At 70.8% G+C, this 11,628-nt stretch carries 13 protein-coding genes and 1 pseudogene; 5 read left to right on the forward strand and 9 right to left on the reverse strand.

The genetic code is table 11. The annotated features are described in order from the left end of the window. Positions 1–170: 170 nt before the first annotated feature. From AB0J33_RS21940 to AB0J33_RS21960, 5 genes and pseudogenes are all read left to right on the forward strand, one after another. A complete protein-coding gene (locus AB0J33_RS21940) occupies positions 171–692 on the forward strand; it encodes a hypothetical protein (RefSeq protein ID WP_363615867.1) in 522 nt (173 codons plus the stop codon). A gap of 2 nt (positions 693–694) precedes the next feature. Further along, entirely contained in the window at positions 695–1,267 is a 573-nt protein-coding gene (locus AB0J33_RS21945) for a hypothetical protein (protein ID WP_363615868.1), read from the forward strand. An 8-nt stretch (positions 1,268–1,275) separates the two neighbouring features. After that, positions 1,276–2,469, forward strand: a pseudogene (locus tag AB0J33_RS21950) (MAB_1171c family putative transporter); the annotation flags it as partial. 17 nt (positions 2,470–2,486) lie between these two features. Further along, on the forward strand, positions 2,487–3,347 hold the full coding sequence (locus AB0J33_RS21955; protein WP_363615869.1) for an oxygenase MpaB family protein: 861 nt from the start codon (positions 2,487–2,489) through the stop codon (positions 3,345–3,347). 67 nt (positions 3,348–3,414) lie between these two features. After that, positions 3,415–4,059 (forward strand): alpha/beta hydrolase, encoded by a 645-nt coding sequence (locus tag AB0J33_RS21960; protein WP_363615870.1) that lies wholly within the window; start codon positions 3,415–3,417, stop codon positions 4,057–4,059. A gap of 46 nt (positions 4,060–4,105) precedes the next feature. On the opposite strand, the gene AB0J33_RS21965 is transcribed toward AB0J33_RS21960, so the two are convergent. From AB0J33_RS21965 to AB0J33_RS22005, 9 genes are all read right to left on the reverse strand, one after another. Further along, positions 4,106–4,333, reverse strand: coding sequence for a DUF302 domain-containing protein (locus AB0J33_RS21965; RefSeq protein WP_363615871.1), 228 nt, complete (start codon positions 4,331–4,333; stop codon positions 4,106–4,108). Between the two features lie 17 nt (positions 4,334–4,350). Beyond that, complete coding sequence (locus tag AB0J33_RS21970; RefSeq protein ID WP_363615872.1) at positions 4,351–4,476, reverse strand: hypothetical protein; 126 nt, start codon at positions 4,474–4,476, stop codon at positions 4,351–4,353. A 273-nt stretch (positions 4,477–4,749) separates the two neighbouring features. Beyond that, positions 4,750–5,481 carry an anti-sigma factor gene (locus tag AB0J33_RS21975; protein WP_363615873.1) on the reverse strand — a complete coding sequence of 244 codons (732 nt, stop codon included), beginning with the start codon at positions 5,479–5,481 and terminating at the stop codon, positions 4,750–4,752. After that, entirely contained in the window at positions 5,478–6,104 is a 627-nt protein-coding gene (locus tag AB0J33_RS21980; protein ID WP_363615874.1) for a sigma-70 family RNA polymerase sigma factor, read from the reverse strand. Before AB0J33_RS21980 ends, AB0J33_RS21975 begins: the two co-directional genes overlap by 4 nt. A 54-nt stretch (positions 6,105–6,158) precedes the next feature. Next, positions 6,159–6,845 carry a class F sortase gene (locus AB0J33_RS21985; protein ID WP_363615875.1) on the reverse strand — a complete coding sequence of 229 codons (687 nt, stop codon included), beginning with the start codon at positions 6,843–6,845 and terminating at the stop codon, positions 6,159–6,161. 16 nt (positions 6,846–6,861) lie between these two features. Further along, positions 6,862–7,650, reverse strand: coding sequence for a hypothetical protein (locus AB0J33_RS21990; protein WP_363615876.1), 789 nt, complete (start codon positions 7,648–7,650; stop codon positions 6,862–6,864). Between the two features lie 170 nt (positions 7,651–7,820). Then, positions 7,821–9,326, reverse strand: a complete 1,506-nt coding sequence (locus AB0J33_RS21995; protein ID WP_363616030.1) for a molybdopterin-dependent oxidoreductase — start codon at positions 9,324–9,326, stop codon at positions 7,821–7,823. A gap of 77 nt (positions 9,327–9,403) precedes the next feature. Beyond that, complete coding sequence (locus tag AB0J33_RS22000; RefSeq protein WP_363615877.1) at positions 9,404–10,039, reverse strand: fasciclin domain-containing protein; 636 nt, start codon at positions 10,037–10,039, stop codon at positions 9,404–9,406. A 152-nt stretch (positions 10,040–10,191) separates the two neighbouring features. After that, a complete protein-coding gene (locus AB0J33_RS22005; protein ID WP_363615878.1) occupies positions 10,192–11,400 on the reverse strand; it encodes a DUF418 domain-containing protein in 1,209 nt (402 codons plus the stop codon). Positions 11,401–11,628: the final 228 nt, after the last annotated feature.

An 11,628-nucleotide genomic window follows, 5' to 3' on the forward strand; every position in this document is an offset into this window, starting at 1 on the left:
CACCCTCACCCGCCGCGCAACGGGCGTTGAGCCGAATGAGTTCACCCTCAACGCACGTTGCTCCAAGCAGGAGCGAGCATACGCTCACTTTCCGTACGGGTGTCAACAGCTGTTTTGCCGTGCACCGCATCTGCGACACTGTCGTTTCGGCCGCTGGAGGGTGAAGAACCATGGTTGACGATCGGCACGCGCAGCAGGAGATGCCGCCCCTCGACACGCTGGCCGCCAGGTTGGAGTACCTCTTCGACAAGATCCGCCCGACGCCCGACGAGCTCAACGACTCCGACGAGCCTGGGCGCCGGTACACCAACAGAGAGATCGCCGACAAGATCAACGAAGTGGCGGCCGAGACGGGCGTGACGATCAGCGCCGCCTACATCGGAGAGTTACGCCGGGGCGTGGCCAGCGATCCCCGCACCTCACACGTCCGCGCCCTGGCCGCCGCCTTCGGGGTCAACTCGGGCTACTTCGTCGACGATGCGGCGGCACGACGTATCGCGGACCAGATCACCCTGCTCAACGAGCTGCGCCGGATGGATGTCAAGCAGGTGGCGCTGCGCCAGGTGCTGGCCGACAACGGGCTCTCCGCGACGGACACGCGGCTCATCGAGCAGATGGTCGCGCGACTGCGCGCCGTGGCGGCGGGCGTCGCCCCGAATACGACCAGTTCCGCACCGGTCGATCGCGGATAGCCATGCAGATCCTTCGGTGGCAGTACACCGACGAGCGGGGGTACGCCGACGTGAAGTTACACCGACTACGCAGGCGCTGCGAGCAGATCGTCGCCGAGCTCGAGGTGCCCGAGCCGTTCGACATCCGGAAGCTGTGCGACGTCCTCGCCGAACGGCGGGGCCGGCCCATCCACCTGGTGCCGATCAAGTTGCCCGCACAGACCGTCTGCGGGATGTGCGTGCCGACCGGCGACTTCGACGCCATCTTCTTCGAGCAGGACACCTCGCCCCTGCACCAGATGTTGATCATCGGTCACGAGTTGGGTCACCTGCTCGCCGGCCACCGGGCGACCGAGGTGCTGGACGCGGACGCCTCCCGGCTGCTGCTGCCGGACCTCGACCCGCGGTTGGTCCAGCGCACTCTCGGTCGCAGCAACTACGCCGCAGCCGAGGAGCGTGAGGCGGAGATGATCGGCTCACTGCTCCTGCGGCGGGTCCGCGGCCACCGCGGCGAGGTGGACGACGAGCCGGTCGACGGCCCGGACGTCGAGCTGTACGGTCGGCTGCGGCACTCCCTCGAACACCCCCACCGGTAGCCGCCGAGATGGACACCATCCTCTACGCCGTGTGCGCCGCCGCCGGCTGGATCGCCCTCGGGTACATGGTGCGACTCCAGCGCCGGCACCCCAGCCACGCCCGCCGCGCGATCTGCGTCGGGCTCGCCGCGTTCGCGGCCGGGATCACGGTCGCCATCCCGCCCGTCGCGACCACGATCGACCAGGCGTCAGGGCTACCCAACCTGGCCAAGGTCATGGCCCACGCCGGCGCGCTGACCATCTCGGTGAACGCCGAGATCATGCTCCTGCACTTCGCGCTTCCGCCGGCGACGGCCACCGCCCGCGCCCGCAAGTGGATCTGGGTCACCGGGGCCGCGTTCCTCGTCATGGTCGGCCTGTTCGCCCACACCCTCACGTACGACCAGCCCGTGCTCCTCACGGTCGAGTACGCGACCGATCCCGTGGTGACCGCCTACCTGCTGATCTTCCTGTTGCTCGGCTTCTTCGCCTACTGCCTCGACATCACCCGGCTGTGCTGGAGCTTCGCGAAGATCTGCGGGCGCCCCTGGCTACGCCGTGGCCTGCGCATCACCGCGGTCGGTGCCGCCGTCGCACTGCTCTACAGCACCAACAAGATCGGGTATCTCGTCGCCTACTGGGCTGGCTACCAACCGGCCGGTGAGCGCCAGATCGCGGCGGTCCTGGTGACCATCGGCGCGTTGCTCATCACGATCGGCCTCACCATGCCCGCGTGGGGGCCCACCCTCAAGATCACGCGACGGTGGGAGGACTACCACTCCTACCGACGACTCGAACCGCTGTGGCGCGACCTCATCACGGCCCTTCCCGAGCTGGAACTCGACCCCGCCCTGCGCCGACGCCTGGCGGCCGTGCGCGACACCGACTACGCGTTGACCCGCCGGGTGGCCGAGATCCGCGATGGCCGGCTGGCGCTCCGCCCGTACATGGACATCAGTGTGACGACGCTGGCCGAGCAGTTCGCCGACCGGGCCGGGCTGACCGCCGAGCAGCGGCAGGCGGCCGTCGAGGCCGCCCAACTGGCCTGCGCGCTGCGTCGCCGCGCTGCCGCCCTGGTGGCCACCGCCCCGCAGCCAGCCGACGAGTTGCACCGCCCGGACGGCGGCTACGCCGGGGAGGTCGCCTGGCTGACGCTCGTCACCGACGTCTACGCCCACTCGCCGGTGGTGGCGCAGACGATCGCCGCGACCCGAGAACTCACCACTGGAGACGCCCGCCGATGAGAGGCCGCTACGAGAACCTCACCCGTACCCGTGCTCTCGACCCCGAGCGCGACTACCTGGACATCTACCAGACCATGCTGCGCCACGAGTTTCCGTGGGACATGAAGCTCGGGCTCAACCTCGCCTTCAACCGGTCCTTCTCGATCCCCGCCATCGCCACGGTGCACACCGCCACCGGCGAGCTGACCGAGCGCACCCAGAAGCGGATCGACGACACCGGCCTGCTGATGTACGAGATGGTGCTCAACGGCTTCGAGCAGCCTCGTGGCCGCGACGCGCTGCGACGCGTCAACCAGATCCACCGCCGGTACGACATCAGCAACGACGACTTCCGCTACGTCCTCGGCTGCCTGGTGGTGATTCCAACGCGGTGGTTGCAGGAGTACGGCTGGCGCCCACCCTGTTGCCATGAGCGTCAGGCCACCTACCTGTTCTACCGGGAACTCGGCCGGCGGATGGGTATCACGGACATCCCCGGGTCGTACCAGGAGTTCGAGACGTGGTTCGACGCGCACGACGCAGCTGAGCTGCAACCCAACGACGACGCGGCGGCCATCGAACGAGCGACCCGCAGCCTGATGCTCAGCCGGATCCCCCGGATGCTCGCGCCACTCGGAAACGCACTGGTCAGCGCCATGTACGACGCCCCGCTACGGCGCGCGACGCGGGTCGACACGCCGGCCTGGCCGATCCGGGTGGGGTTGCACCTGGCGTTGAAGACACGTTCGCGGCTGCAGCGGTGGTTCGGCGCGCCACGGACGACGGCGCTGTTCGCCGATGGGATCAGGACCAGGAGCTACCCCGACGGGTACGAGATCAGCCAACTCGGCCCGCACCAGGACCGCGTGCCCGAGTAGCACCCGCGGCTGCCGACACCGCGACCCCGCGACGGCGGTTGTCGTACCCCACTGCGAGGCTCTGGGCATGGCGACGTTCGTTCTGATCCACGGCGGTGGAGGCAGCGCATGGGACTGGCACCTCCTGGCCCCTGAGTTGACCAGCCGCGGCCACGACGTGGTGGTGCCGGAGTTGCCGATCGAGGACAGCTCGGCAGGGTTCGCCGAGTTCCGCGAGACGGTCGTCGACGCGATCGGTGAGCGGCGCGACCTTGTCGTGGTCGGGCAGTCGTACGGCGCGTTCACCGCGCCGCTGATCGCCGACCGGCTGCCGGTGCGACTGATCATCCTGCTCACACCGATGGTCCCGAGGCCCGGTGAGAAACCCGGTGACTGGTGGGCCAACACCGGCTACCGCGGCGTCGAGGGGCTCAGCGAGGAGCAGCAGTTCTTCAACGGCGTGCCGGCCGCGATCGTCGCCCAGGCGGCGGCACACAGTCGCAACCAGGTCAGCGCGGAGTGGCAGGAGCCGTGGCCCATGGCTGCCTGGCCGGACGTGCCGACGAAGGCGCTCATCGCCCGCGAGGACCAGTTCTTCCCGGCGGACTTCCAACGCCGGGTCGCCGTCGACCGGCTCGGCGCCGCTCCGGACGAGATCGCCGGAGGTCACGCCGTGGCCCTCAGCCACCCCCGGCAGCTCGCCGAGCGCCTGACCGCGTACCTGCGCGACTGACGCCAGCCGCGGACCCCGCGCCGCCGACGGTCCTCGCCGGCCACGCTCAGCGGCCCTCGACCGCGGCGGCGATCGTGGCTGGGGCGTGCAGAGGCGCGAGCTGGTCCTCGCCCAGTCCGTAGCGCTGGGCGAGATACGCGGGGTCCTGCCAGGTGACCAACGAGCCGGGCTGGCCGTCGTCCCGCACCATGAGTCGCATGGGCAGGTCGATGGCGATCTCGGGTCGGGCCTGCATCAGCGGGGTGCCCGCCTGCGGGTTCCCAAAGATGATCACCTGGGTGTCGGGCATACTCAGCCCGGCTTGCGAGCGGCCGCTGCGTGGTCCACCACCGCCGCCACCGCAGCGCCCAGGCGTTCGGCCTCAGCGCGCAGCGCCGAGACCGTCTCTGCGACGTTGTGCGCGCTTCGCCTGGTCATCAAACCGTCGTTCACGGCCGGCCCCCGCTCACCGTCATCGGGCGAATTCATCTCATCCTGCCCCTGACCCGGCCCCGGCCGGGGAGTTTTGCCGCCCTTGCCGACCCGACACCCCTGCGGTCACCCCTGCCGACGGCGAAGCGCCTGGCCGTCCACCTCCGCGTCAGTCCAGGCGGGAGCTGGCGAGGGCAGCCGTTGGCCGGCCTCGGTTCCTGGGTGACTCGGCGCGGAACGCCGCCCGGATGGGTCGTTTGAGGGGAGGCCCACCCGGGCTCAGCTCAGCTCGACCGTACCCAGGATTCGCGTGGGGGCGACGGAGCCGCCTACCGGCTCGTTGGACACCCCGAACGTGCCCGCCCGCGCCACCGGGCCGATGACCGTGGTCGTCGCCCTGGCCCCTTCGGGGAGACGGCCCACCGAGCGGGCCGGCTCGGCGCCCCGGATGAGCCACAGCTGGTAGATCCGACCGGGGCCGGCATCGGGCAGGTCGCGCAACAGCACCACCCCGCGGTCGCGGTCGCGGGACACCACCACGGTCGCGGCGCCGCCGGGCTGTAACGGCCGCTCGAACACCCGGGCGTCCGGGGCGTCGAGTACGGCGGCGAGCTGCCGGGCCTGGTCGCTGCTGGCCTGTTCGTTGCTGATCCGATCGTTGCTGACGCTCCAGGTGACCGCACTCGCCCCACCGGCCACGAGGACGACAGCGGCGGCGGCCACGGTGAGCTGACGCCACCTGCCCGTTCGCCGTGTGTCGCTGGCACCCGCGGCGCTGACGCGCAGCTGCGGGGTCCGGGCCGCCTGGGCGAGGGTCCGCTCCCGCAACCCCGGCGGTGTGGCCTCGACGACGGTGTCGTCGGCAAGTCGGGCGACGGTCTCCCCCAACTCGGCCACCTCGACACGACACGACTCGCACTCGGCCAGGTGCCGCTCGAACGCCGTCCGCTCGAGGTCGTCGACCGCGTCGAGGACGTACGCACCCGCGAGGGTGTGAACATCGGCGTTCATGCCCGTCCCTCCATCTCGATGCCCAGGCAGTCGCGCATCCGGATCAGCCCGTCACGCATCCGGGTCTTCACCGTCGGCAGCGGCGTCTGCAACTTCTCGGCGACCTCGCGGTAGGTGTGGCCGCCGTAGTAGGCCAGGGTCACCGCCTCCCGCTGGACCGGCGTCAACCGGCCCAGGCACCGGCGGACCTGCTCGCGCTCCAGTCGAGCGGTCACGTCCTCGACCACCTCGTCATAGGGAACGTGCGCCTCGCTCGCGGCGACCCGCGAGGCGCGTTTGGTGTGGGCCTGCTCGGAGCGCACCCGATCCACCGCCCGGCGGTGGGCCATGGTGAGGATCCACGCGGAGGCCGAGCCGCGAGCGGCGTCGAAGCGTCCGGCGGTGCGCCACACCTCGACCATCACCTCCTGCGTCACCTCCTCCGCCTGCGCCGGGTCTCGCACCACCCGGCGGGCCAGCCCGAGGACCCTGCCCGCCACGGCGTCGTACAGCGTCGCGAACGCCGCCTCGTCACCCCGCGCCACCCGCGGCAACAGCTCGTCGGCGGTCGGCGGGGTCGCGGTGTCGGGGGGCACTGCACGCAGCCGGCGCCCCTGTTCGGGCTCACCGCTCATTCTCGACATGTCCTCTCCTGTGCTGGCGACGTTCGGGTGCGTCGCCGACGCGTACTCGGCGTTTCAGGCGGGATGAGCGTGAGCGAGGCGGGCGTAGACGATGACATTGTCGCGGTAGTGCCGCGTGGTGTCGTCGAACTCGCCGCCGCAGGTGATCAGGCGCAACGCCGCGTGGTCGGTCGCCCCGTACACCTCGTCGGTGGGGAATCGGTCCTTGGGATACTGCTCGACCTTGGTGACGGTGAACATCGCGGTGCCGCCGTCCTGACGCTCGACGGTGATCCCGGCGCCGACGGTCAGCTTGCCCAGGTCGAAGAATGTTCCCCGGTGCCCCTTCCAGTCGACGTGGCCGGCCAGCACGGCCGGGCCGAGCGCCCCGGGCGTCGGTGCCCTGGTGAACCAGCCCACGTCGGCGGCGCTGTCGGGCACCTGCATCGCGCCGTCCGCCCGCAGGCCGAGGGCGACGATCGCGGCGCTGGCCCTCAACGACGGGATCGACACCCGCGTCGGCGGCGAGTTGGCCATCAGCGGTCCCGAGGTCAACTCACCCGGCCGGGTCACCGGGACGGGCGGCGCGTTCGCGGCTGGTGCGGCAGCGGACGCGTCGGGTCGGGTCGGGTTGCCGCCCCGGTTGGCGACCGCCACACCGATCGTCAGGACCGCCGTGACGGTGAGGATGCCGGCCGCCGCCAGGAGCGCGTAGCGCCCCGGGCGGCGGCCGGCCGGCACTTGTGGGTCACCGGTGTCCATCACGATCGCCTCCGGCTCAGCGTTCGCCGGCGAACCGGCGTCGCGCGACGACCGCGCCGGCGGCACCGAGCAGCGCGAGGCCACCCATGGTGTAGATCATCGTCGGCGATCCACCGGAGGTGCTGCCGTCGCCGGTGGCGACTCCCCCGGCGGGTACGGACCCGGCGGCCGCACCGCTGACCATGCCGCACGTCGCGGGGTCGGTGGCCTCGGCGGGGATGCCGTTGACGCCGATCGACTTGGCGAACGTCGACTCCCCGAGAGCTTCCATGTCGTACTTACCGTTCTTGTTGGCGTCGATGCCGTGCTGCACGAGGTGCAGGTCCTTCAGGTGCTCGATCGTGCCCTTGGGCAGGTCCGAGGCGGGGATGGTGCGCTCGTAGCTGAGGTTGCCCCGGGCGTCGGCCTTCGGCATCCGGTCCACCGCCAGGCCGCTTGCCTTGGTGGTGTCCCCGGTGGTGGTCAGGGAGATGAAGATGTCGCCGTACATCGGCAGGCCCTCTTCGGTGCTGACGTAGCCGTTGCCGTTGGTGTCGGCGGACTTGTCGGGGCAGTGGAAGTCCATGCCGTTGGCCGCGCCGTGCACGTGCTGGGCGTGCGGCGAGTTCGGCGTCATGCCTCTCGACCGGATCATGACCTTCAGGTCACCGCCGCTCGTCGCGGTCAGCGTCGCGGTCCCACTGGCGCCGGTCTCGTTGAGATCCTGCAACTGGACCTGCACGCTCTCGTCCGCGTGGGCGACGCCCGGGAAGGCGAGGAACAACGCGGCCGCGGGCAGGGCGAGCAGGGCTCGGGACATTCTCACAACAAATCTCCGTCTCCGCCGGAACGGCGTCGGCAATCGGGTGCTGTCGAGAGGGATTCGTGGCGGGGCGTCCGCCGGATTGGTGCCGGACCGGAATCTTCGCGGACCCGGGTGGCGAGCCGCTGACGCGTTCGTCGCGTCAGGCTCCCGTCGAAGGCGCAAGCTCCGGATCAGGTGATCGTGACGGTGGTGCTGTGCCAGCCGGTCGCGCCGTCGGGGAAGGGGGTGGCCCGTTGGCCGGTCTGGGTGGCGTTGGTGCCGTCGGTAGCCCGGACGCGCAGGGTGTGGGTGCCGACGGTCGCATCCCAGCGGTAGACCCACTGCCGCCACAGATCCGGTGACGGGCCGTCGGCGAGGCGGGCCCGCTGCCACGGTTCGTCGTCGATCTGCACCTCGACAGCGGTGATCCCGCGGCGTTGTGCCCAGGCGACGCCGGCGATCATGACGGGTCCGGCGCGGCGTCGGGCGAAGGGTTTCGGGGTGTCGATCCGGGATGCGGTCTTGACGGGTGCGTCGGCGGCCCACCCGCGTCGTACCCAGTAGGGGTCGAAGGCGTCGAAGGTGGTCACCGTCATGGAGGTGAGCCACTTGCAGGCGCCCACGTAGCCGTAGAGGCCGGGGACGAGCATGCGGACGGGGAAGCCGTGTTCCAGCGGCAGGGGTTCACCGTTCATGGCCACGGCCAGGAGCGCGTCGCGGCCGTCGAGGATCGCCCCGAGTGGGGTGCCGATGGTCATGCCCTCCACCGAACGGCTCACGAGCTGGTTCTGCCCGGCGCGGATGCCCGCCTCGCGTAGCAGCGGGGCCAGGGGAATCCCGGTCCAGCGGGCGGTGCCGATGTAGGGGCCGCCAACCTCGTTGGAGACGCAGTTGAGGGTGATGTCGCGCTCCACGAGACCACGGGCGAGGAGATCCTCGAAGGTCCAGGTGCGGGGCCGGTCGACCGTCCCGTCCAGGGTCAGCCGCCAGGTGTCCAGGTCGACCTGCGGGACGGCGAGGGCGGTGTCGACCCGGTAGAAGTCGCGGTTGGGGGTGAGGAACGCCGGGACCCCGTCCACTCCGGCGGACACACCGGCGGGTAGTGGGAGCGCGGGACGCGCGGGCGGTGGAAGACGAACGGCGGCGCGGGACCGGGCGCCCACGGCGCTGCGGCGTCCGGCGGCCTGACCGATGGCGGCCGCGGCGCCGGCGGTGAGCGCCGTTCCTGCTGCCGTGGTCAGGAACTGACGGCGGTTGAGCAGTCGCGGCCGGCTCGACGCGCTGACCGGGACCGTCCGGGCGGCGTGCGTCAACACCAGCATCGCGGCCATCCCGATGCCGACGCCCGCCAGTACCGGCAGGGTGTCCACCGGCGTCGCGACCGGGCGGGACAGGACGGCGGCGACGCCGAGCGCGGCGAACGCGGCGAGGCCGGCCGCGCCGTAGCGACGCCGCCGCAACGCCGCCGCGCCGAGCAGCACGGCGGTCAGGGCCAGGAGGGTGTAGACGCCGGCGAGGAGGGCGATCTTGTCATTGGTGCCGAACGCGCGGATGGCGAATGCCTTGACCGGTTGCGGCGCCAGGTCGACGGCGACGCTGCCGACTGCCAGCACGGGGTCGGCGGCCGGATTGACCAGGGCCGCGACGAGATGCGCCACGCCGAGGGCGACCCCGGCGGTCAGCACTCCGACGACCAGGCAGCGCGCGGCGATGCTACTCCGGGATCGCCCCGGCCGGCGGGTCGCCGGCCGGGGATCGGTGGCGGTCGACACCATCAGCTCTTGGGCATCAGAACGCTGTCGACGATGTACACGGTGGCGTTGGCCGTCGACACGTTGCCGCACACCACCATCGAGGCGCCGTCGACGGTGAACGACGTGCCACTGCCGGTCACCGTGACGTCGCCGCCCTGCAGCGTCTCGTGGGTGCCGGCCAGGGTGTCCGGGGACAACTGCGTCTTCACCACGTGGTAGGTCAGGATCTTCTTCAACATGGCGTCGTCGGCCAGGACCTTGTCCAGGTCGGCCTTCGGGATCTTGGCGAACGCGTCGTTGGTCGGCGCGAACACCGTCACACCCTGCGCGCCGTTGAGCGAGTCCACCAGGTCGGCCTTCTGCACGGCCGTCACCAGGGTCGACAGCAGCGGGTTACCGGACGCGGCGGTGGCCACCGGCACCTTCGCCATCGCCTCGAAACTGCCCGGGTTGGCCGGATCGGTCGGCACCGCCGCACACCCCGAGCCGAACTGTCCGGTCATCATCGACGGTGACGCCGAGACCATCGGTGGGCTGGCCGACATGCTCGGCGCGGCGCTCGCGCCGCTGGCGGTGTCGTCGGTGTCGGAGCCGCCGCAGGCGGACAGGGCCAGCACGGCGACCACGCCGACCGTGGCGAACAGGCGTCGCTTCATTCGAACTCCTCAGATGTCCGTACTCGAATGCTGTTGTCATGGGGCATTCGCGCCTGACCGACGGACGGATGGGTGCAAGATCGGAGAAGTTTGCTGAAGCCACGCCGGGGTTGGTGCGGTGGCCTGTCGAGGTGTCGCCGCGGCGGAACCGGTCAGGTCGGGTCCGCGGCCCGCAGTCGTGGCCACCGCTGCTCGGTCCAGGCCCGCAACAGCCACTCCACCGGCCCGTACCGGAACCGGGCCATCCACACGGCGCTGGCGGCGAGCTGCACACCATAGATCGCGACGGCGATGAGTACGACGACCGGAGGTGCGACGGCACCGGCGAGGCCCAGCCCGACGCCGGTGAAGACCAGCACGCAGAGCAGTGACTGACCCAGGTAGTTCGACAGGGACATCCGGCCGGCCGGCGCGAGTACGGCCACGGCTCGCCGCCCCTGGTCGGTCTGGAAGAACTGGAGCAGGGTGGCGGCGTACGCGGCCGCGAGCAGCGGCGCGGTGAGCACGCCCGCCGTCAGCCCGGTCAGGTTGGCGGTGCCGCCGCCCGATGCGAAGATCACCGCACCGGCCAGGCCGATCGGGTAGCCCAGCTGTTGCACCCGGCGCAGCAGCAGCCGGTTCGCGGCGACGTCGGTGAGCAGCCGCCGCCGCCCGGCCGCGTAGCCGAAGAGGAAGGCCGAGAGGGCGAGCGGCCCCTGCACGAGAAGCGTGCCGAACATCGCCGGCAGTTGCCGTACGTGCTCGGCGATCAGCGAGCCGATCCCGCCCTGTAGTGCCTCGGTGGACCGCTGCGCCGCCGCGAGTGCGGTCGCCGGATCGGCGACCAGCTGGGTGCCGCCCGTGGCGGCGAGCGCGAGGACGAAGCCGATCCCGCCGGTCAGCAGTACGGCGACGCGCAGCGCGGTCCCGACAGCGACTCTCCGCATGGCGAGCAGGATCAGACCGAGCGATGCGTACGTGGTCAGGATGTCTCCCTGGAACAGCAACACCGCGTGCAGGATGCCGAGCACGAAGAGCCCGGCCAGCCGTCGCCGGAACCGTGGGACGAAGTCGACGCCGCGCCGCGCGGCGGAATCTATCTGGAGCGTGAAGCTGTAGCCGAACAGGAAGGCAAACAGCAGGTACGCCTTCATCGTGAAGAGCAGTTCGACCAGCCACCGAACCGCCTGGTCGCCCCACGAGTCGTGCGCGGGATCCACAACCAGGTGGAACGGGTAGCCGGAGGCGAAGAAGGCGATGTTGACGACCAGGATGAGCAGCAGTGCCACGGCGCGTAACGCGTCGACGTCGGCGATCCGGGCGAGCGTCCCGGGCGGTGCCTGATTCTCGACTGGCGGGTTTTCGATGGAAGGATTTTTCACGTGACAACCTCCGGAACGGACAGGAGTCGTGTTCGATGCCTCCTGTGACCGTACGAAGCGACCTGTCCAGGTGACAGCCAGTGAGCGGGAAGATCGCCGGTAGGGCAGGCCCCACCCGGGGCTTCGAACCGTGCGGCACGCGACAGTGTGGCGGAACGTGAATCTCCCCCAAATCGACACTTCTCCCCCTAGGTTCGAGTTCGATGCGCAGGACGCAGCCGAACCGGG

The sequence above is a fragment of the Micromonospora sp. NPDC049645 genome (assembly GCF_040675155.1).
Classification (GTDB): domain Bacteria; phylum Actinomycetota; class Actinomycetes; order Mycobacteriales; family Micromonosporaceae; genus Micromonospora.

Coding starts and splice junctions, on each gene's coding strand:
- AB0J33_RS21960 (WP_363615870.1), top strand. CDS start 3,415: ATGGCGACGTTCGTTCTGATCCACGGCGGTGGAGGCAGCGCATGGGAC.
- AB0J33_RS21945 (WP_363615868.1), top strand. CDS start 695: ATGCAGATCCTTCGGTGGCAGTACACCGACGAGCGGGGGTACGCCGAC.
- AB0J33_RS21980 (WP_363615874.1), bottom strand. CDS start 6,104: ATGTCGAGAATGAGCGGTGAGCCCGAACAGGGGCGCCGGCTGCGTGCA.
- AB0J33_RS21975 (WP_363615873.1), bottom strand. CDS start 5,481: ATGAACGCCGATGTTCACACCCTCGCGGGTGCGTACGTCCTCGACGCG.
- AB0J33_RS21970 (WP_363615872.1), bottom strand. CDS start 4,476: ATGACCAGGCGAAGCGCGCACAACGTCGCAGAGACGGTCTCGGCGCTG.
- AB0J33_RS22000 (WP_363615877.1), bottom strand. CDS start 10,039: ATGAAGCGACGCCTGTTCGCCACGGTCGGCGTGGTCGCCGTGCTGGCC.
- AB0J33_RS21940 (WP_363615867.1), top strand. CDS start 171: ATGGTTGACGATCGGCACGCGCAGCAGGAGATGCCGCCCCTCGACACG.
- AB0J33_RS21985 (WP_363615875.1), bottom strand. CDS start 6,845: ATGGACACCGGTGACCCACAAGTGCCGGCCGGCCGCCGCCCGGGGCGC.
- AB0J33_RS21955 (WP_363615869.1), top strand. CDS start 2,487: ATGAGAGGCCGCTACGAGAACCTCACCCGTACCCGTGCTCTCGACCCC.